General features: G+C 32.9%; 22 protein-coding genes and 4 pseudogenes. 14 read left to right on the top strand and 12 right to left on the bottom strand.

Translation table 11 applies throughout. The features are described from left to right. From JEP40_RS13715 to JEP40_RS13705, 3 genes are read right to left on the bottom strand one after another with little or no spacing between them, the layout of a single operon-like run. On the bottom strand, nt 1-225 hold the full coding sequence (locus tag JEP40_RS13715; RefSeq protein ID WP_103004846.1) for a hypothetical protein: 225 nt from the start codon (nt 223-225) through the stop codon (nt 1-3). 17 nt (nt 226-242) lie between these two features. After that, complete coding sequence (locus tag JEP40_RS13710) at nt 243-698, bottom strand: toxin YdaT family protein (protein ID WP_098943543.1); 456 nt, start codon at nt 696-698, stop codon at nt 243-245. A gap of 47 nt (nt 699-745) precedes the next feature. Then, nucleotides 746-994, bottom strand: a complete 249-nt coding sequence (locus JEP40_RS13705; protein WP_198623979.1) for a transcriptional regulator — start codon at nt 992-994, stop codon at nt 746-748. A gap of 105 nt (nt 995-1,099) precedes the next feature. Between JEP40_RS13705 and JEP40_RS13700 the strand changes: the two genes are divergently transcribed. Beyond that, nucleotides 1,100-1,792 (top strand): S24 family peptidase, encoded by a 693-nt coding sequence (locus JEP40_RS13700; RefSeq protein WP_098943547.1) that lies wholly within the window; start codon nt 1,100-1,102, stop codon nt 1,790-1,792. A 427-nt stretch (nt 1,793-2,219) separates the two neighbouring features. Here JEP40_RS13700 and JEP40_RS19270 read toward each other — a convergent pair whose 3' ends face one another. Next, nucleotides 2,220-2,417, bottom strand: a complete 198-nt coding sequence (locus tag JEP40_RS19270; protein ID WP_414602282.1) for an ECs_2282 family putative zinc-binding protein — start codon at nt 2,415-2,417, stop codon at nt 2,220-2,222. A 258-nt stretch (nt 2,418-2,675) separates the two neighbouring features. Here JEP40_RS19270 and JEP40_RS13690 point away from each other — a divergent pair, with 258 nt between their 5' ends. The 9 genes from JEP40_RS13690 to JEP40_RS13650 all read left to right on the top strand — a co-directional run bounded on the left by JEP40_RS13690 (nt 2,676) and on the right by JEP40_RS13650 (nt 9,807). Then, complete coding sequence (locus JEP40_RS13690; protein WP_036937929.1) at nt 2,676-3,008, top strand: hypothetical protein; 333 nt, start codon at nt 2,676-2,678, stop codon at nt 3,006-3,008. A 12-nt stretch (nt 3,009-3,020) separates the two neighbouring features. Further along, the gene (locus tag JEP40_RS13685; RefSeq protein ID WP_198623977.1) at nt 3,021-4,997 is read left to right on the top strand and encodes a hypothetical protein; all 1,977 of its coding nucleotides are present in this window, start codon (nt 3,021-3,023) and stop codon (nt 4,995-4,997) included. Next, nucleotides 4,997-5,497 carry a siphovirus Gp157 family protein gene (locus tag JEP40_RS13680; RefSeq protein WP_072069981.1) on the top strand — a complete coding sequence of 167 codons (501 nt, stop codon included), beginning with the start codon at nt 4,997-4,999 and terminating at the stop codon, nt 5,495-5,497. Before JEP40_RS13685 ends, JEP40_RS13680 begins: the two co-directional genes overlap by 1 nt. 47 nt (nt 5,498-5,544) lie before the next feature. Next, nucleotides 5,545-5,724: a hypothetical protein gene (locus JEP40_RS13675; protein ID WP_049199463.1), complete on the top strand. Its 180-nt coding sequence runs from the start codon at nt 5,545-5,547 to the stop codon at nt 5,722-5,724. A gap of 28 nt (nt 5,725-5,752) precedes the next feature. Further along, nucleotides 5,753-5,923, top strand: coding sequence for a hypothetical protein (locus tag JEP40_RS13670; protein ID WP_166540677.1), 171 nt, complete (start codon nt 5,753-5,755; stop codon nt 5,921-5,923). 414 nt (nt 5,924-6,337) lie between these two features. Next, nucleotides 6,338-6,550 (top strand): hypothetical protein, encoded by a 213-nt coding sequence (locus tag JEP40_RS13665; protein WP_099659432.1) that lies wholly within the window; start codon nt 6,338-6,340, stop codon nt 6,548-6,550. A 1-nt stretch (nt 6,551) separates the two neighbouring features. Next, complete coding sequence (locus JEP40_RS13660; protein ID WP_198623976.1) at nt 6,552-7,727, top strand: tyrosine-type recombinase/integrase; 1,176 nt, start codon at nt 6,552-6,554, stop codon at nt 7,725-7,727. A 314-nt stretch (nt 7,728-8,041) separates the two neighbouring features. Beyond that, entirely contained in the window at nt 8,042-8,545 is a 504-nt protein-coding gene (locus JEP40_RS13655; RefSeq protein ID WP_198623975.1) for a hypothetical protein, read from the top strand. A 674-nt stretch (nt 8,546-9,219) separates the two neighbouring features. Beyond that, a complete protein-coding gene (locus JEP40_RS13650) occupies nt 9,220-9,807 on the top strand; it encodes a hypothetical protein (RefSeq protein WP_198623974.1) in 588 nt (195 codons plus the stop codon). A gap of 426 nt (nt 9,808-10,233) precedes the next feature. Here the strand turns inward: JEP40_RS13650 and JEP40_RS19130 are convergent, their stop codons facing one another. The 3 genes and pseudogenes from JEP40_RS19130 to JEP40_RS13640 form a co-directional block, all read right to left on the bottom strand. Next, nucleotides 10,234-10,647: a hypothetical protein gene (locus JEP40_RS19130; protein ID WP_232799294.1), complete on the bottom strand. Its 414-nt coding sequence runs from the start codon at nt 10,645-10,647 to the stop codon at nt 10,234-10,236. Between the two features lie 909 nt (nt 10,648-11,556). Then, nucleotides 11,557-11,678 (bottom strand): annotated as a pseudogene (locus tag JEP40_RS19125) (lysis protein); the annotation flags it as partial. Nucleotides 11,679-11,696: 18 nt separating this feature from the next. After that, nucleotides 11,697-11,908, bottom strand: a pseudogene (locus tag JEP40_RS13640) (integrase core domain-containing protein); the annotation flags it as partial. A 13-nt stretch (nt 11,909-11,921) separates the two neighbouring features. Between JEP40_RS13640 and JEP40_RS19230 the strand changes: the two are divergent. After that, nucleotides 11,922-12,035: pseudogene (locus JEP40_RS19230) on the top strand (ClbS/DfsB family four-helix bundle protein); the annotation flags it as partial. A 275-nt stretch (nt 12,036-12,310) separates the two neighbouring features. Here JEP40_RS19230 and JEP40_RS13630 read toward each other — a convergent pair. Then, nucleotides 12,311-12,667 (bottom strand): MmcQ/YjbR family DNA-binding protein, encoded by a 357-nt coding sequence (locus tag JEP40_RS13630; protein ID WP_198623973.1) that lies wholly within the window; start codon nt 12,665-12,667, stop codon nt 12,311-12,313. Nucleotides 12,668-13,286: 619 nt separating this feature from the next. Between JEP40_RS13630 and JEP40_RS13625 the strand changes: the two genes are divergently transcribed. Beyond that, nucleotides 13,287-13,799 carry a DUF1543 domain-containing protein gene (locus tag JEP40_RS13625; RefSeq protein ID WP_198623972.1) on the top strand — a complete coding sequence of 171 codons (513 nt, stop codon included), beginning with the start codon at nt 13,287-13,289 and terminating at the stop codon, nt 13,797-13,799. Between the two features lie 106 nt (nt 13,800-13,905). Here JEP40_RS13625 and JEP40_RS13620 read toward each other — a convergent pair whose 3' ends face one another. Together JEP40_RS13620 and JEP40_RS13615 are read right to left on the bottom strand one after the other, a co-directional pair. Continuing rightward, nucleotides 13,906-14,085 carry a hypothetical protein gene (locus JEP40_RS13620; RefSeq protein ID WP_115351004.1) on the bottom strand — a complete coding sequence of 60 codons (180 nt, stop codon included), beginning with the start codon at nt 14,083-14,085 and terminating at the stop codon, nt 13,906-13,908. Nucleotides 14,086-14,344: 259 nt separating this feature from the next. Then, a pseudogene (locus tag JEP40_RS13615) lies at nt 14,345-15,280 on the bottom strand (5'-nucleotidase). A 760-nt stretch (nt 15,281-16,040) separates the two neighbouring features. On the opposite strand from JEP40_RS13615, the gene JEP40_RS13605 reads away from it, so the two are divergent. Beyond that, a complete protein-coding gene (locus JEP40_RS13605; RefSeq protein ID WP_198623969.1) occupies nt 16,041-17,462 on the top strand; it encodes an SMI1/KNR4 family protein in 1,422 nt (473 codons plus the stop codon). A gap of 620 nt (nt 17,463-18,082) precedes the next feature. Here the strand turns inward: JEP40_RS13605 and JEP40_RS13600 are convergent. Next, nucleotides 18,083-18,835, bottom strand: a complete 753-nt coding sequence (locus JEP40_RS13600) for a class I SAM-dependent methyltransferase (RefSeq protein ID WP_198623968.1) — start codon at nt 18,833-18,835, stop codon at nt 18,083-18,085. Nucleotides 18,836-19,359: 524 nt separating this feature from the next. Here JEP40_RS13600 and JEP40_RS13595 point away from each other — a divergent pair. Then, a complete protein-coding gene (locus JEP40_RS13595; protein WP_198623967.1) occupies nt 19,360-19,671 on the top strand; it encodes a type 1 fimbrial protein in 312 nt (103 codons plus the stop codon). A 477-nt stretch (nt 19,672-20,148) separates the two neighbouring features. On the opposite strand, the gene lpxL is transcribed toward JEP40_RS13595, so the two are convergent. Beyond that, nucleotides 20,149-21,078 carry an LpxL/LpxP family Kdo(2)-lipid IV(A) lauroyl/palmitoleoyl acyltransferase gene (gene lpxL / locus JEP40_RS13590; protein ID WP_198623966.1) on the bottom strand — a complete coding sequence of 310 codons (930 nt, stop codon included), beginning with the start codon at nt 21,076-21,078 and terminating at the stop codon, nt 20,149-20,151. Nucleotides 21,079-21,209 lie beyond the last annotated feature (131 nt).

Genomic DNA, 21,209 nt, shown 5'->3' with positions numbered 1-21,209 from the left:
TTACACCCCCAGTGCTTTAGCTATATTACGGCAAGCATTTTGATACTGTTCAGGGGTTAAATTCTTTGACAGTAATTTTTGTTTTTGCTTTTCATACTGTTCCCAAACTAACAGCGCAATAACACGTCTACCCTCAAAAATATCCCTAATTTCTGATATATGGGCAGGTTTATCATTCAGCATAAACCCATTACGGTATGTGATTTTTTCAGTTGATCTAATCATTGGTCTTGCCTCTTGAATTAATGCACGCTGGTCGGGCGTGATATCTCATTTAATGCACGTACTACATTGTTTATTTGGTGTGACATGTCACGACCTTCTAATAAGATTTCAGTCATAGCATCAGCAAAACGCTGAATGGCCACGGTTGCTAAATAGTTTTTTGTATCTCCACGTACTCGAGCTAACCTCGAAGCCGGTAGTGCCATTTCTATCGCTGGCATTAACTCTGCAATCTTTCTTTGAGATGCACGGGAATCACCTCTTAACCAGCGGAATATCTGTTGCCGGTTATTGTTGATTGCTTTCCAATCTGCCCTGCCAGTTTGATCTTCAATTACATGCAATCGACCATTTTCTTGATTAATCACTAATCGTAAGTAAGCTCGACTAATCTCAATAGCGACATGCTCTTGTCCTTGTTCTACTGCCCAGTCCTCAATTTCAGCTCTGATAATATTGATATCAAAATTCATTTTTGCGTCTCCTGTCGCTAAAAAATTGATTATGCATAATCAGTTTTTTAATTTGATACCTGTAATACTGATGATGATGATTTAGGGAGCCCATCAAACTGATTAGGATAAATTTCTGGCGCAATCTCATGGGGTGTCACTTGCCAATTTAAGCATTCACACAGACTTAAAACCTTAGGAGCAGGAACGCCATTTTTGAACCATAAATGCACTGTTTGAGGCTTCGTATTTAATCGTCGAGCAATCTCTGATTGGCTCGCTAAATTAATAATTTTGTTTTTTATACAAGGTGTCATTGTTTTCTCCTTTTTGAATTACAAGTTAATCTTACAATCAAACATGCAACAATATCAAGTTTTTCTTGAAGTGATCCCTACAAGGAAAGCTTGTAATATAATTTTATGAAAAAGAATCCGAATGAAGTATCAGCTACACGTATTAGCCAAATACTAACCGAGCGAAACTGGTCTCAATCAGAATTAGCTCGTAGGCTCGGTGTTAGCCCTCAATCAGTGCAATTTTGGGTGAGCGGTAAAACAGCACCTAGAGGTAATAATTTAACAGCATTGTCTAGTATTTCAGGATATCCAGAGCATTGGTTTTTTATGAGTGATGTTTCAACTGAAGTAATGAATAAGCCAATTATCCGTAAGAGTGATTCTTATCTTGTTGAACTACTTGATATAGAAGCAAGCGCAGGCCCTGGCATTATTAATAAAAGTGAATTTATTGAAACAATTAGAGCTATTGAATATACATCTGATGAAGCACTCCGTTTATTTGGCAACAGACCTAGCGCTAATATAAAAATGATCACTGTGGTTGGTGATAGTATGCAAAATACTATTGAACCTGGAGACCAAGTTTTCATAGATGTTCACATAGATTATTTTGATGGTGATGGCATTTACGTTTTCATTTTTGGTCAAACATTGCACATTAAAAGACTTCAAATGATAAAGAATAAATTAACCGTTATCTCTGATAATCCCAATTACCGAGATTGGGATATTGGTAAAGAAGATGAAGACCAATTCTTCATTTTTGGTAAAGTCCTCCTCAGTCAATCTAGAACATACAAGCGTTACGCTTAAAATCCTTTCATAAAATTCAAATTAAATTACAGGAGCTTAATAGCTCTTGTAATTTTTTACACGCATAATTACAAGAATTATTTGTAAATTAGACTTGCAATAATCAATTTTAACTTGTAGATTTACTAACAACAAAAACAACACAGCAAGTGTTTAGGTAAGTGTTCAAATTCAGTTTTGCTGTTATGTCGGAGGAGAACCACAGCTCTCATAGCGACCTGTCATGATTACCACGACATAATGGCAAATTTTTTAGCAGTACCAGGGAATTAAATTAGTTACCGACCAAAGCTACAAGGCAAGACCTGACAGCCCGGAAAGACGGGCATCTATTGATGAGGAAATTATTGTGAATAAGAAAGCAAGCACAGTTTCAATTATTATTGATACCAGCGAACTTGAAAAAAAAATAACAAAAGTTATTTCATTACTTCCGTCTGAACTTGCTGATAAGTTCCTGTCTGAGCTTTTGAACTTGGACGATAACATCGTGTTCAGTGATTACTCTGGCACAGTGCAGGCAGGGATGTCCAATAATCTCGTCTATTTTCTCGACTTTAACGCTAGTTTCTACAGCAAAATCCTGTCCACAGCCCGGACATTTAATACGGATGTTACTACTCATAATTCAGTTCCTTAAATACGTTGCGGTGACTGAATTATACACAGATTCCTTGCGTTGCGGAATGCAGGAACCTCAACCGCCTGATGAGGATAAATAATCAGGCAACAAATTTTAGACGTAAAAAAACCCACCGAAGTGGGTTCCTTTACCTCGGGTCGCCGACCAAAGCTAACCGAGAGTTCTACTAGCGCGACCAAACGCTAGAAGAGGCAAGACCAATGATAAATCACTGATCGCAGTTATTTTAAAGGAGTTGCTATGAAAGCACAACCTGAAAGCCTAACCGTCACACTCTATATTCACGCTCAAAAACAGTTCGATGGTTCTTATCAATATAACGCCTACGCATTTAAAGCAGATCCTAATGATGGACTAGGTTTCGTTATTGCAGAACACACTGTTGATGTTCCTTTTAAAGAGCCAACTCAAACTGATCTCGTTCACGCTGAAATTGATTTTCTACGCAATGAGCAAGATAAAATTCTTGCTGATGCCCAAATGAAATCAAGTTTGTTAGAAGATCAAATCCAAATGCTTCTCTGCTTGGAAGGCAAACCCATTTCGAAAACTGACGAAGAAATCCCTTACTAAGAGGCAAGACCAATGAAAACTTTTATCTGTGTATTTGAGCCTACGACCGAGGCTCGTACCAACGGTGCTATACCGTTATCAATAGCGTTAAACACTGCTAATGCAAAACTGGCAACAGCAACTGCAGTAGTGAAATTATCTGAAGCATATCCAGAAGCAATGGATAACTTTAATACTGATGAGCCGTTAATTAGCGAATATCTTGACGGTTCTGCATGCCCTACTTTAGATGCTTTCGATGAAAAATTTGCTGTTGAAAATGAGTATGACGGTACTCAATGGAAACCTATCGAATATAGAGAATTTAAAAAGCTGGCCACAAAACCTCGTATTGCCAGCCTGCTGTTATTTGGGAAGACTCAAATAACAAACAAAGAGTTCTCTTTTACATTGAAATATCTTGCTGGCACAGAAGATCCAAAAATTCGTAATATCGCCACAGGCCTTGCTGAAATAACAAAATTATCTTTGATGGATGCTGAACAAACGATGGAAATAGCACAGGCTGTTTATGAGTTTGCGAATGAAGATGTCACTGTTGAAGAAGCTAAGTCGCTAGGAGAAAGTTGGCTGACTGAAGAGCCTAAACAGCAGGAAGATACAACATCAGCTATCAAACGTAACTATACAACAATAGATACTGAAATTGCATTAGCACTGTTAGATGACTTTGACCCTAATAATGTCCTTGCATCTCAAGTAAAGAAGGCCAAAGAACTAATAGATGATGACAACAAAGCATGGAAACGCTGGTCAATGGATTTACGCACAACAGCTGGCATCTTAGATATACCTCGTGAAAAGATTTTCGCGTTAATAACTGAAAGCAAAAAACAGCCTGAGCTATTAGATAACCCCAATGCACGAAAAGAACTTATTGATCTGCATTTAGGTATTAACAAGCCTACAGGCAACGCTGAAAAAGAAGAAATTACTACTAAGTTAAATCAAACAGATAATGCATCTTTAGTATCCAAAGAAAATACAGTTGAGAAAGAAACCAAGCCTAAGCGTTCACGTAAGAAACAAGAAGAAACCCCAAAAGCAGAGGTTTCTCCAGTGTTCGAACAAACTGAAGAACCCGAAGAACCTAAAGAATCTGAAACACCATCAGTGCAACACGATAATTTTGAGCAACGAGCTAGTGTGCTTGATGAAGTTCTTAACGCAGGTGATTCCAATAATCTACATATCTGGAAACGCGTGCAACGAACAGACCCAAGATTTACCAAGCCATTAGAAGGTGTAGGGTTTGCAGGAACTAGCATAAACAGCAATTACATGATTATGCGTGCTACTGAAATATTTGGCCCTATCGGTGAAGGATGGAGCTACGAAGTTATCGAAGAAAAGCTTGTACTAGGAAACCCAATAACTGAACGAGTATTTGACGAAAACAACAAACAAATTGGTGTTCGCTTTCTACGCGATGGAGATGGTTCTCTAAAGTATGAAGAAAATCACTCTATCAAAATTAAATTCTGGTACATAACCGAAAAGGGTAAAAAAGCTGAATTTGAAAGTTATGGAGCTACCCCTTACAGATATATGACAACTAGGGGAATGAAATCAGACCCTGAAGCTATTAAAAAATCACTAACTGATGCCATCAAAAAAGCCCTATCAATGCTTGGCTTTAGCTCTGATGTCTTTATGGGAATGCACGATAACCCAGAATACTTAGCAAGTAATAAACTTGAATTTGAAATTAAAAACGCGAGTGAAAAAGCTGAAGATATCACGCGTATTCGCAAAGAATTAGACGAGAAATTTACTAAACATACGGAAGTGATGCGTAGTGCTGTTACTGAGAATGAATTGCGAGGCATTGCATCCACATTAACGCGCGAAATTTCTGCACATATCAAATCAGCTCAAGAACGTCGTGACAACGATTACGAGAAATATTTATCCGGCCGTTTACGTCGATTAAACCAAATCGAAAAAGAGTGTTTAGACCAACTGAAACAGAAAGAAGAGGCAATCTAATGACCAAAACTACCGCTATCGCACTGGCGACTAATTACGAAAAATTACAGCAACTCGTTGAAACAGGAGAATTCTCTCCTGAAGATATCGCAGATACATTGGAAGGTATCGAGGGCGAGCTAGGTGACAAATTGGATGCAATTATGCACCACGTTCGCAATATCGAAGGTCAAGCTAAAACACTTGATGAGGAATCTAAACGTTTATCTGATCGTAAAAAATCATTCGAAAACCAAGCTAAAAACCTAAAGAAATATGCTCTTAACTGCTTATTAGCTTCAGGATTAGATAAATTAAAAACAACAAAAAATACATTCACTGCTAGAGCTGGTGTTGTTCGAGTCATTATCGACAATGAGGCTTTATTACCGGATGAGTTAGTTGATGTTCAAACCATCACTGCGCCTGATAAAAAAGGCATCAAAGAAGCGATTGAAAACGGAATTGAAATACCTGGTGCTCACTTAGAAGTCGGTGACCGATCATTAATGGTTCGTTAATTCATAATAGCGCCCTTTATCGGGCGCATTATCAGGAGATAAACGTTATGGCCATGAAGTTAGAAGTTGTCATTACTCATGATGAAACAACAAATAAATGCAGTATCGAATGGTCTACGGCATCAACAAAAAATGTCACAGAGCAAGAACAGCAAGCACTTTCATCGATGCAAAAAGCGTTATTGCTACAACTGGGGCATCCTATAAATACAGCTATTATTCATTAGTGTGACATGTCACAAAGAGGCAAGACCAATGCTTAGACACTCTCAACAAAAAGACCAAGCCGTAAAGATCACATTACCTGATGGATCATACGGTTTTGTTTCGACTGATAGACGTTGCCATGTTTCATACGACTTTCCAGCACACGTCAAAATTGAACTTCAGCAAACCATCGCTGAACAACAAAGGAGTGAACAGTGATGTTCGGTTTATTCCTTTTGATATGTAGTTCAGTGAATTGCCAGTTCGAGCCCTATGGCTACATTTACCCTGATGAACAGGATTGTTTAATTGATAAGGAGCTACTCGCTACCAAAGGGAAAATTGCAGAGTGTTATCCAGTGGAAGGAATTATTCGCGTAAAAAGTTGATTAAGCATAATCAGTTTTTACTTTTCGTTATTATTAACATTGTGGTTTATTCAAAACCAATGGATAACCACAATGAAATTATTAAAGCCTTGGGAACCAGGTTCTCAATTATTAACAAGTTTTGATATTAAATTAGGCCGGTTAGCTTCTAGTGTAAGAAATAGACCATGTACTGAAGCTGAAATCAAACACTCCTGTGATATAGCAGACCGGCTTATTTTATTGATGATGAGGCAAGACCAAAATGAGCGGAAAACTGATGAAAGCTAGTGCATGGGCTAAACGAGAATTTGAAATAGGTTCTATTCCAGATAATAGAACCATAAAAAAATGGGTAGAGACTGGCATATTAAAAGGTAAAGTCGTTGATTGTTCTGTTTGGGTATATTCATCAGAACGTTGGGGTATAGAGTCCGTTATTTCTTCATGTGTTGATGAGTTAATAAGGGCTTCTTGATATGGCCAGTAGACCAAGAAGAAAGGAATTTAGGTATTTACCTGACTTTCTATATTACGATTCATCTAAAAAACAATATCGCTTAACGCTAACTAACGGTATTCGCAAATGTATTGGTGCTGATAAAGCAAAAGCTATCGCAATAGCCAGAGAATACAATAATATCATGCGACCAGAAAAATCCGTTTCTGTAAATTCATTAATTGTTGATTCAGGAGGGCAATATGGTGAAGCTCTTCCCTTCTCTGAGCATTTAGATAAATTGTTTTCTCGGATCATCAATGATGAACAGCCATCTAAAAGCACGTTGAATGACTGGAATAATGACCTAGAAAGAGTGAAATCCTTTTTTAAGGATATTCCATCAAATGAAATCTCACTCGAACACGTTAATGGATTTATTAATGAATACCATGCTGAAGCTTCTGCCAATGTACAAAATCGAAAAGTAGGTTTTTTAAAGAAGATTTTCAGTTATGCAATAGATGAATCTCTTATGTTCGATAACCCAGCAGAACGTAAGAAAATGAAAAGAGTCGATGGTAAAAAACGTAGAAGATTATCTTATGATGACTTTCTTAAAATTCGGGCATCTGCAGAACCTTGGTTAAGAACAGCAATGGATCTCGCATTACAGACAACGCAAGCAAGGCTTGAGGTATCACGAATAAAATACAATATCAAAGCACCTAAAGAAGGAATATGTGGGTGTGTTTGGTATGAAGAGCCTAAAAATGGGATATATGGAATGATCTATATCCATAGGCAGAAAGTACAGTATAAAGAAGCTTCTCACGTTGCTATTCCCATAGGAAAGGCATTAAAAGAAATCATCGATAATAGCCGTGACAATGTGGCAAGCCCCTATATTGTGCATAGATTACCTACTCGCATCCCAAATAAGGTAAGTAAAGAAGTTAATCATCCAACACAAGTTGCACCTGATTACCTTAGCCGTGCATTTTCAGCGTTACGTGATCAAGTAGGCGTTACCAGTCATTTGCCTTTAGATGAAAGACCAACCTTTCATGAAATAAGAGCATTGGCGGCCTTTATGTTTAAACAACGTGGTTTTGATCCTCAAGCTCGAATGGCCCACAGTGATGCAGAGTCAACCAAGATTTATACAGAAAATCATGTACAATGGGTTGAAGTGCCACATTGTGAAATAGCATAAGTTATATTAGTTTAGATTTAGTTTAATACAACTATGATATAGAGCCGATTCTAATTTGAAAAGCTGTTCTATATCATAAGTGAACTTTACTCCTTCTATAAAGTTATCATTAAGCAATATATCCAGAGGGTTAATAAATTTTATATATATTATTTAACAAGCTAATGCAAATAGCCAATTAATTTATCGATAGGAGCTATCATCTAGGTACAACATATATTTTATAATGAGTGAGCGTAGTTTAAACATATTTACCTAAATATCGTATAATATATAAAAATAAGTGAATTTCTTGAAGGGATAAGGGAATGGAAATGACAAGACAAGAAACAATTGATTCTTACAAACAAAAAGGCTTTACAGTAATATCCCATAATTATTCAGGAATTGATACTGATGTTCTAATTAAGAATAACATTGTTGTCCGTATTGGGGGTGACCCTGGTTATTCTGCATTTGCTAAACTTGCTAAGGATGCTACTTCTGGCCTAAAGAATGTAGTTAAAATACATACTCATCTCGAGCCTTTAGGGCCGGTCAATAATTCAAATCTTAATAACGAATACTCAATCACCGAAATGGAACTATTAACTCCAATGCCTCAATCTGAGAGTAATCCTTATGAAACATGGATTGTTTCCGCTTTAAATGAAATAAGGAAGGAAAACGATCCTGTATCTGACCCTTATAATTTATCTAATGACTTGAAAATATTGTTTAATTATGCAAAAGAACATAATTTCAGCATTGATTTACTTAAATCAGCCAATGTAATGAAGCGGGGAAGTGATTTTATAATACTAGACCCATTTATTTGAATATATAACAGGAAAGAATTCAAGATAGGCAAGTGCTCATTTATAGGTCAGATTTAGTTATATTCTATCTACAAAACCTATTAGCTCAAACCAGAGCTAACAGGTATGAGTATAGTGGTAAAACTCCCCTTAACCCATTGATTCTTATAATGCATATTTTGTATATTTAGCACTGTATGTAATTACATGCAAATGTATTATTTATATTTATAATCAAAGTGTTAGACAACTTAAAATCGGTTTCATGGGGTGTCGGGGGTCGTAGGTTCAAATCCTATCATGCCGACCAAAATTCTTTAGAAAAACCAACCTCTTACGGTTGGTTTTTTTATGCCTGAAATTTGCTTGGTGTAAAACTGGTGTAAAACCCCCATCAGATTTACCCTAGTTAAAGCTCAATTCTCGCCCTGTTTCTATGCTATAATTCACCTTAAATTCATTAATAGAGCTTATCAAATAAAAAATCTAGCCATGAGAGAAGGCAAAACAAACACCAAGGCTCAAGTAGTTCTCCTTGTGTTCGCTGTGTCGTTAGTCGATATGGTTTGTCTGGCAAGTGTCATCTTGTGAAATACGAAAATGACGGAGAGGATTTTATTGAAGGTGAGTACAATCGAATTAGTTAACCTATTTTTGAACAATCACGTAGGTCTATAAAAAATACGGATAATAAAATGAAAAAAATAATACTCATACTTGGTGTTATCACATTGACCACACTTTTGAGTGGATGCATATTTGCGTGGCATGAATCGGATACACTTTCATATAAGATAAAATCAGCGTTGACAAATAAATTTGTTGACGAAGAATACACGGATAACATTAAAAACAAACAAGGTAATTTAATTAAAATTAAATATACTGAAATGTTAAATAAAACATCTAGTAGCAAAAGTGCGGATTATGATATATCAGCCATATACGATAATGATAATGCATACATAAATAAAACTCTGTTTTATAGCATTAAACATATTCCAGTAAATAATGGGGCTGAAAATGATATATATCTACCAATAATCAAAGGCTACAAACTGAGTAACGTATCTATCTATCCCAGCTCAGTGAGTATCTATGGTACTTTTTTAACAGACTATAACCATGAAGGGAAATTAAAACCAGCAGTGAATGGACAAATAATTAAATTTAAAAGTGAAAGAAAGCATATTGCAGTGGATATTTTACTCTGCTTTGAACCCATTTCATTATATATAAAATCAGACGATATTCGCCCTCCACAAGGTGGAACTCATAGCTAATAAATTTATATAAAGTGGACGAGTTCGTTAGTGAGAACAGTCCACTCATAATATTACAATTAACCCTCTTCTTTCCGTCTACTCCCCTCTTCCGCTTTCTGCGCTTCTTCCATCTGACGCATTCTCACGTTATAAATGGATTGCTCTGGCATCTGTACACGAACGGAGATAAAGCGACCATCAGGAATATCAATTGAATCACCGTCATTGAAACCATCAATTTTATTATTAGTAAATTCTGGCGCATTAGGATGAGTACAATGATACGTTTTGACAAGAATAGAACCATTCTTGTTAATTTCAGAGTCTACCTAAATAAGTGGTTGTTTATTTACATCGAGTGGAATTTCAATACCGCCATCGACTCCCCCCAGCCTGCATCTGAGTTAAAACCCAGTACACCTTCAATGAGATATTCACCCTGCGCTACTCGAGTAACCGTAGCACCTTCGGATTCGTCGTTAGTGGTGAATACGCCATTAGGATTGATGTCGATGATTGGGGAGGCTTTTTTGATAAAGCCGTTTGTATCAGCTCTTGCATTTGCCGTAGTCCAAACTTCCCATGTACCAAGCCATGCGCCTGCATCTTCTTAATGCTATCGAGCGTAACAATTTCACCGCTCGGCATCTCAATTTTTGTCTGCCCAGTCTGAGTCATCCACGTATTCATTGCATCAAGGAAATACTCGACATAACTATTAATAGCGACCTTTGTTCTAGCTGCATTACTATTATTATCGGGTTCAGTGATATGGATTGAGAATGTGGTGTTAGTTGCTGTGGCTAATGCTGGTTGTGCTAATACTAATTCAGTGTTGGAATTAACGGATTTAATCATATACGGAATATTAGCATTTCCCGATTTAATTAAAATAGCCATTCCGATATTAATTAGGGATTATTATTTTTAAATTTAGTACCAGTGCCTTTGGCAATAGCGATAGCAATCCCTGACACGGTGCTAACAGTGCCTATTGTGCATATCATAAATAAGTTTTCCTAGAAGCATAAATGATTGGTTAACTAAATATTGAAATAATCGCTGAGTTCGATGCTGTATAAAGCATAATTTGTTTTATAATCATTACTCCCACTCAGCCCATATAACGCACTTTCCACTGCCCACCATTCAATGAATGACGTTTGTATAATTAGATTATTATAATTAAATCTACTAATTTAATAAAAAAGCAATTTTTTATAATAGATAATTTCAGTATGTTATTTCATTATAACCAAATGATTAATAAATAAATAATTTATTTTTATGATATTAATTAGATCCACATCACTCTCGATAATTATTTTTAATGTTAATATATAAACTTATATTCTTACGTGAGGACGCTAGTTTTTTTGTTATAGATGTTTATTTCCCCGCATGACCTTACATCAATAATAAAACCTCTCTGACACTCATTTAAACAAGGAGGTATTATGTATTTTTTATACACAATTATCGCTGTTATATTCTTGATTTCGCTCGCCACCACAAAATCTAGCTCAAAGAACAAGCGAAAATAAAATCTATTAAAACAATAAATTAAATAAAAAATAATGTCCAATATAATCGAATAGCTTGTGTTATCTTATTATTTTTATTCCTTTTGTGAGATATTTCAGAACACCAACACACTAACTGTAAAAATATTTTTTATCGCATCTTATTCACATTCACAGCATTATAAAAACAATGATATTCTGTTATAGCCAGCCATTAGCCCTCTCTTCACTGTGCTGGGCTTTTTTAATTTACACACTCAGTTTTAATGTAATTTTGCCCCCTTTAATTATTTGCTCTAACTCTGCAATTCGCTCTCTGAGTAACCAATAATTTCTAATAACGGTATTAATAGGTCGAACAGTGGTAGTACTGTCCACTCTCCATTAATTGAGACAAACCAAATTAGAGTTTTCTAACTGTTTTCGATAGTCCTCCGGTGAGAGGTTATTTAAACTTTCATGCGTTCAGTTTTGGTTATAATCTTGCTACCAAAACCACACCATTTCTCTACTTGAATGAGTGATTAAAATAAATAAGCATTTAAAAACTCTCGATAAAAAGAACCATTAAAGCATTCGATAAATCCATTTTGTTGTAGCAAACTACAGTACACAAACTGGATGATCGACCGGATGATCTCATTTAACACATCTTCGCCTTACGCCAACGCTAATGGAAGATTAAGAACGTGGGCAAAAAATAATAATATCAATTTAAAATAAGTTTCAGCGTAAAAATTACACACAGTATTTAAAATAAGAGTAATGCTGGTACTCGCTGGAACGACTAAGTTATATAATCCAATAGTTATCAGTTTCTAATGTCTTGTTAGTTTCTTTGTTTTTTACAATGGATAAAAATATGAACGACAAATAAGAAACAAAAGTTAGACAGAATTCAGTGAAGACATATATAATAGAAGATATGGAAATAGCTTAACTCATATAATTAGGAAGTATTTGAAAGTTGAGTAAGCTATATTAATAAAATTATTAGTTTATTGTGTCAAATTATAGCTTTCAGCAATCAAAGATTTTAATTCTCTGTCATCAAATTCAGATGAAAGACTAATGGAAATCCAATGCTCCTTATTCATATGATAGGCTGGATATACTCCTTTTTTTAATCGTAATGATCCTGTTAAATTTGGCATAACTTTTAAATTAATAATATCAATTATATTGTTATTACCATTATCAGATAATTTACTTTCTAAAATATCCATTATAGCTGCGAACCATTTCGAATTCCCCTTATGCCTAAAAACTATGTAATTTGGATATTTAATCCATAAACTCTCAGGTTCTACATCATAGTTTTCTTTAATAAAATTGATTAATTCTTTTCTATTCATTATAGCCTCAGTTCATAAACTATCTAACTATAAATATAGCCCTATATACCTTAAGATTCCATTTGTTTTTTATTTTTCTTTTTTGTATCTGTCATCTGCTCTCTTGATTTTTCCTATTTTTTATAGGGTGATTATTCAATGCTCTCAATTATAATAATAGCGTGAGCCTCCTTCATATATAGATAATTTAAAAAACTTCTTATTAATATTGACATGGTTTATATTTCTACATATAAAAGGGCCACTTAGGTAGCCAATAAAAAAACATCTATTTTTAATAAATTAAAAATTTCCTTTACTACGTTGCTGCTTAATATAAATGTTCTGATTAGTCTTAATACTATTTAATGTGCTATCAGAATATGGATCTTCTTTATGACTTTTACTTTCTTGAGATTCTATTGTTCCCGTTGATGAACAAGCAGAAATCAAAAAAACACCAAAAAGTATAAGTAATCGCATATCTACTCCAAATAATATTTTTAATTAATAGTAAATATTTAGAGTAAAAATGAATAATTTAGTTCATAAAATCAATCGTCTTTATTTTTGCATTTGTTCTTAATATGGTTATATAATAAATTACACATCGATAACAGCACAAAAAATGGATGCAATAATGAAATTATTTATGTTCTATGTTGGTGGCAATGCCGGTAAGTCAAATATCGAAGTTCACGATATTCAATTTGTTGCAGCAGAAAAACCTATAGATGCTTGGCCTGCGTTAAGAGATGCATGGTTTGGTGACAAAGATAAAGTACATATTGATGGTTATGCTGAAATCACTTGGGTTGATGGATTTGATATCAGTCTTAGTAATAAGACTATCAATAATAGTAATAAGTTATATTTTGTTAATGTAGGTGGTTATCATCCATCAAATCTAGCTGAACTGCACGAATTTGATTTATTTGTTGCACAATCAGCAAATGAGGCCAAAGAAAAAGCCATCACAACGCTTTTAGTCGATAGCCAGCAACAACATAAAGATAATTTAAAAGATGTTGATGATTGCATTTTATTGAGCAAAATCGGTGATTACTACATTCAGCTAATACCAAATAATTCGGGTGAACATTTCAAACCTTTATGGCAAGGTTATCAACCGATTGGTATTGAGCAAAATTAATAATGATTTTTACTGCGCTGTAAATTCTCAGCGTAGTAAATTTCCTGAATTATGCAATCATCAACTCATTTTAAAATAAATTTATATTAGTTGCTTGTTACTTTTATTATTTAAAATTCATTAATTTTTTAAAATAAAACCCTTTTTTCGTTTTTGGAAATTTATTTCCATTATATATTTTTCGTTCATAATCTCGACCTGCATAGTGATTATCACCATAAAATTGACCATATAATGCAGTTTTAGGGCATACATCATCAGAAAAAAATCTATGATTATTATCCATTTCAATTTTCCTTATTTAATTTTAATTAATTAGATACCTCTTAAGATAAAATATTTATAAATATTATTAAGTTATAATAAATATAAATTAGCTAACACCATACTACTTCTATAAAAATAGATCCAATTTTGTTCTTATTTTTATTTAAAAAAAACGAATAAAGCAATAAAATTAAAATATTTTAACTAAAGGCCATATTAGACAAAATAATAAAAAAGTGTATGATATAAATATCACACACTTTTTTTATTATAATAATTTATTTATTATCTATATCTTTGTTCGCTATCCCAAATGGGATATGTACAGAAGGAAGTTCAGATGAGGATTTTAAATGTAACTTTTGATCATCAAAGAATATATGTGGTTTTAAAATCTTTAGTACATTCGCTTTCTCTACTCCTCCCATAAAAAAGGCTTCATTAACAGAAATTCCCCACGCCCTCATAGTATTAATAACTCGCTTATGAGACGGTGCATTTCGTGCAGTAACGATAGAGATCTTAAGTAATGGAACATAACTAGGATCTTGTTTTACTTTTTCTAATTCTAGTTTTTGAATATCTGAAATGCGCAGTAGAAATTCCTTTAACGGCCCTGGGTTATGAGGAGTATCAACCATTTTGGCCTCATGAAGATGAAATTGTGATAATTCTCCCGATGTTTTGTAAATAACCTCAGCCTCATCATCAGCGATGACACCATCAAAGTCGAAAGCAATTCTTAATTCATCTGCATTATCATCATTAATATGACCCGCTAATATTTGTCCTGCGGGATAGTTAGCTTTAATTGCTTGTATAATATCATCATGATCTGCTGATAAAAATAATTCAATATCAAAAGCAGGTATATAAATATGAGGTGATTTTCCTTGAAGAAATACAGCCCTGGTGATCCCTAATTCATAATGCTCAATAGAATTCATCACTCTTAATCATGTATCAGGATCATTTCTAGATAATAAAATGACTTCAACCAAAGGATCATCAATCCTGATATTATTTAGCTTTAAAAGTCGGCTAATAAACGGAAATGCAACACCTTTATTTAATGGAATATCTTGCATTTCTCGCTGATATCTTCGATAAGACTCCTCACCTTCAGTACGAAATATATTATCTGACTCTTCTAAATCAAATAACGCACTAGAAGATAGCCCTATGACTAATCTTTTTGTTAAATCATATGCCATAGCGTCAATTCCTTATTAAAGCTCTTTACTATTTATACTATCATTTTTTTTATAGCGCTGAGATAAGAAAATCTGCACATAAAGTATGAATAAGGCAGTGTCACAATCTTTACCAAAAATTTATTCTCTCCCTTAATATAAAAACCACAAACGATATTGATTATCATTTGCATTTAAGTATTGTTACTATTATGGTAGTGGTTGTCACAAGTAAGGAGAAAACTCATGGTTAAGAAAAAAATACATTTACGATCTCGGCACGCTAAGGATTTAATCAATAAAATAAAAAAAATGAAAAGCATTGAGAATGTAATGAATACTAAATCAGAAAAAAGTGATCTTATTGTTATAATTGATAAATTACCAACTTTAGTTTCTATCAACTAGATTGTTTTGTTGGTTTTTAGTGTGAATAAGTAGTGACCATAACCTTAGTGGGGTTGACATATCAAATGATAATGATTATCTTTTACCTTGTGAATAGTTGAGTGTTTTACTCGGTTTTTCACAACGACATTGCTCACATTGCTTCTAGTATTTATTGACCAACTCTCCTAGCGTTGGTCTTTTTTTTATCTATTGTAGATTTATTCTTATTTCACAATAAATAAAAAAAGCTATTTTCTTATTAAAGAAAATAATAGTTTATAGTGTGATTTCAATAAGAAAATCATTTTATATTTGGTTTTCTATCCACAATAACGGATTGTTAAATAAACAATTTAGAATGAAACCACATCATTAATAGGGACTTTACTTTATGGGTTTTATTTCATCTCTTTTTGAAAAAGAAAACAAATTGACATCGTTACAGCAATGGGAACAAATAAATAAGAAATATGCAGATAATCCTATTGAGCGTATCCGCGAAAAATTAGTACTTGTTGCTATTGTTGATCATGAATACAAAGCATTTGGCGCTGATAGCCATAACTATCAATTAAACCCTCCACTCTCTATAGAAAAGAGTGATCAGTTGCAAAAAAAAGCTGGATGTAAATTTCCACAAGATTATATCGATTTTATCACTCGAATTGGTAATGGCGGTACAGGTTCTTATGGTGGAGCAGGCCCTTATTATGGGCTCTACGATTTTGATGACGCGATAGATAGACATGATATAAAAAACTATGCGTTACCCTGCTTACTTAGCCCTAATATGGATATTGAGGAATGGAAAGCATTATGTCATGTACCTGATGATTGCAGTGATGAAGAATTTGATAATATTTGCGATAGGCTTCACCAAGGTACACTCTATTTAGGAACCTGTGGTTGTGAATACGATCTTCTATTAGTAGTGAATGGTGATTATAAAGGTCATATTTTATATACATCTGATTGGGTAAATTCAGATACTCCCTACACATTTTCCTATGAGACATCATTTACACAATGGTATGAGCGTTGGTTAGATGAAGTTATTTTAGGCTATGACACAAGTTGGTTTGGTCATCGTATGGGAGGTAATGAAGAAGTTTTACTTTGTTTTGCCAACGATAATGATGATATTATTAAAAAAATTAATGCTATCAACTCATTAACTAAACTACCTGAATTATCAAATAGAGCTTTGTATTTTTTAGAGCGCCAACTACAAGTTGAAAATATTGAGTTATATAAAGCATCTTTAAATGTCTTAGCAACTTATTTTAAAGAACATGCTTTACCTTATATTCAACAAGCGCTAATTGCTCCATATAATGAAATAACAGATATTGCCATTTCTGTTATTTACTTCAAATATAAAGACCAATATGCACAGTTTAAAAAAAGCCTTATCTCTATTCTTAAAGTAACCAATCACGAAGATACATTGCGTTTTATCGGCTACATTTTAACGGAAATAAATGCTGTTTTTGTTGAGGACTTTCAGCCTTTCTTTACTCATCAAAATATAGAGATCATAAGAAGTGCTATTTATGCTGCCTCTCATGATACTAATTTAAAACATAAAATTTCAGAATTTTTTGAACTAACTATCTCTGATAACCCAGAAATCAGCTTAGGAGCAATTCAAGCATTATCTAGTTCAAATTATATCAATAGTGAGCTATTGGGTTATTTAAAAAAAGCTTGGAAAATGTATCCTGAAGAAAAAAGTCCCTATATTCGCAATAATATCTCCTCTTATATCGCAAAGGTATACCCAAACAATATGATTGATGTAAAACAATGGTAGTTAATGGATAGACACCCTATCATCTTCTTTTACCCATCTTAATTAGGCAATAATCAATCATTATCATTGCCTAATTTTCATCCAGAATAATTATAAATACGTATTTTTGTTATTCTAAATAATTAAGAAATTTATCAATGCTTCAGCTAAATGTATATAAATTTTATTGTTAAATTAACATAATTATTAGTTATATGATCTAACCCTACGTTCCTAATAAATTAAAAATCCATTAAAAACAATTAATTACATTACATAAATATTAAGTAACTATTGATTTTTTTCAAAAAATGCTTTTAATTTCACACTTATTTTTATTATTTTTTTTAAAACTTTGTTACAGATTGATATCTTTTTTTCCCTTACTATTGGTTTCAGTATTTCATCACTGATAGATATTTAATTTTCCCCCGCCTAGTGCGGGGATTTTTTTATCTCAACAATTCACTTTAATACCGACAAATAAAATTACGATCCCTTTCAAATTAAACGTTCTCTTGTTTTCTTTTTTCATAGCAAAGACAACATTTGATCTTTTCAAAAAAATAGCAGAGAAACTAACAATGACATTAAAAAGACCATTATTTTTATGGCCTTATTGTCAATATTTTATTTAATTTCTATTTATAAGCTTCAAAAGTAATAATTTCTGTTTCGTTATTTGGTTTGCATAAATATTGATAATCTCCAGAGATTGTTATTTTGCCAAAGCCAATAGATTCAAGTATCCGTTTAAATTCATACACGCCATACCATTTCAATGTAAACACTTCCCATTCACTTTCAATTATTTTGCCATTTCTCCATTTATCATAACGGTGATGAGATACTGTTAATTGATTAATATAATCTATTTCGGCATTTACTATCTGTAAGGTAATTAAATCCCCTTCTGGCGTTTCAAATTGTCGGCTAGAACATTGGCCTTTAGTAAAGGTATGCGCCAAACTAATATCAATAAGTAAACGTCCACCTGAATTTAATGCGTTATAGCATTGTTGAAGTGACTGTAGTGCTTTTGCTTCGCTATCTAACAATAAGAAAGTCCCTGTCGGAATAATTATTGCATCAACAAGTGTCTCAACTTGGAATGTCATCAAATTATCTTTAGTGACTTTATTTTGTGAAAAGCCATTACTTCTTAGGTTTTCCATACAAAAATACAGCATCTCATCTGAGAGATCAAACCCTTCTATATTGAATCCAGCCTTTAATAAAGGGATCAAAATACGTCCCGTTCCCACTGCTGGTTCTAAAATCTTACCATTAACATCCTTAAGACGTTCTTGATAGTATTCTACGTCACCAAAACTACATCCTATAGATTTATCTATCTGGTAAACTTGGGCTGATAGCAAATGATAACTCTGCATAAATATTCTATTCTCTTTCTGTTATTTAGTTTTAATGATAATAAAGTGATAAATTAAGATATCAATACTCAACTAGATAAAAACCATCAAATAAAGATATACCTTTTTACTTTGATAGTTATTTCATCGAAATATTTTGACAAATTTTTTGTTATCCTGAAATAGCTCAAATTATTAATTTTTTGTTTTAACAACAAAATGTATCATGAAAAAATTAAGTAATATACCTAATATTAAATAAAGTTAACTTGTTAACAAAAATAAAGCTAAATTTATCAAATTGATGTTATTCAACTAGTTACGAAAACCTCTTATAATTTCAATTATTATTCTATTATTGAAACTTTCAAAGATTAATTCATAAATATTTATGTAGTTGTCATTAACCATCAATGTTTTTTACAGATTGATATGTTTTTTTCCTCTAATATCCCTTCCATCAACCCAGTACGAAAAATACAGATCCTTCACAAAAGAGATCAATCACAAAGTTTTGCCAATAAAATAATATTAAGGAATATAAAATGAAAAAGAATCTTATTATCGGGACTTGTTTAACGCTTTTATTATCAGCCCCTACCTTCGCAAATAATAATAAGGTTATTGGTTCAGGAACAATTACTTTTACAGGCTCTATAGTAGAAGGGAATTGTATGATTGATTCTATCGGGCATATATTTAAAACCAACTGCTGGAATGGTGTTGAAATGGAAGAAATACAGTATAAAATTAAGCCTAATGAAATGTTCAATACTAAATTAAATGAAAATAAAGGCTCAATGAGTATAAATTGGATTGGTGAAAACTTAGCTATAATGGATATAGTATATAATTAAGATCAACCACTTCTATAATCCTATATTTTAACAAACATTAATCTCCAAATATTTTAGAAAAAATATTTATTATTAAATAATGAGTATATATTTTTCGAACATTAGAAGTTATTACTATATTTATATAAATGGTACTTTTCTAGTATGGTCATAATATATTAAGCAGGTATATTTAACTTATATACCTGCTGACTCTGTTCTTTTTCTTATCTTTTTTTTCTTACTTTTTTATTTTCTATCCTATTTTTTGTTGTATTCTTTTTTATTTTCTATCCTATTTTTTGTTGTATTCTTCGTTAATCCATACAAATGTAAGGGTTGACAAATTAATTGATAATGATTATCTTTTAGATTGTGAATGATTGAGTATTTTACTCAACTATTTTACAACGACATTGCTCACATTGCTTCCAGTATTTACTGTGACCAACACATAATGTGTTGGTCTTTTTTTATTTACTTATTGCTATAAATAGGCTAGTGATAGAAACTCGCTTCACCTGCAGGTCGAGTTTTAAATCGTCTATGGGCCCATAAGTATTGTTCTGGCGCCCTCATGATTTCTGTTTCAATCAACTTATTCATTCTATCTGTATCGTTTTGAATATTCTCACTAGGGTAATTAGCCAGTTCTTCGCCAATAATCAAACTGTATTGTTTGCTTTTCTTATTTTCGTTTCTAACCAACGTTACAGTCAAAGCAGGTGCTCCTGATAATTTGGCTAATATTGCAACTCCTTTTGAAGTCGATGTTTTTTCGACACAAAAGAAAGGAGAGAACGTAGTTCCTTTCAAACCAAAATCCTGATCAGGAGCAAACCAAATTGCCTTTCCTTTTTTTAACTCCATAACCATAAATTTTAAATTACGCCTATCTATCATCCCTTTATCAGAACGGCATCTCGCTTTAGTTTGAATATATTCCATTGCTTTATTATTATGTGGCCTATACATGGCATTAACTGGGAAGCAAAGCCCCATAATACGCCCACCTAACTCTAGCGACATGGAATGTATGCCGATTAATAAAATACCTGCATTTTTCTCATTAGCATTTGTAAAGTTGAATATTCCCTGTACTTCAAAAAAGTTTTTTAAACGGCGATCACTCCAAAACCAAGCCATTCCTGTTTCAAATAAAGCAACACCAAGTGAAGATAAATTATCCATGACAAGTTTATTTATTTCATGTTGATCTTTATCAGGAAAACATAACTCTAAATTTCGCTTTATTATAGAAACTCTTCTTTTTACAAAAAAACGAGATAATAATCCTAAACGTTTCCCCAAAAAAAGTAACCAAGAATAAGGTAATTGTACTAATAGAAAAAGAATAAAAACACCAAACCAAGTTAAAAAATATTTTGGGTGTAACAGATGCAATGAAAAAAAATTTTTAGCGTACACTAGTTTGTCCTTTGAGCACTAAAAGCGTTTAAGCCACATTGAATTAGACAGCATTTTTTTTAGATAAGTCATTAAATATTAATTTTATATTTTTCTTTAAATTATTTTTTATGATTTATCTGATATTTTTC

It is taken from the genome of Proteus vulgaris (assembly GCF_016239305.1).
Classification (GTDB): Bacteria; Pseudomonadota; Gammaproteobacteria; order Enterobacterales; family Enterobacteriaceae; genus Proteus; species Proteus vulgaris_C.
The sequence above is the reverse complement of the archived record's forward strand: the minus strand, read 5'-3'. Positions and strand labels throughout refer to the sequence as shown.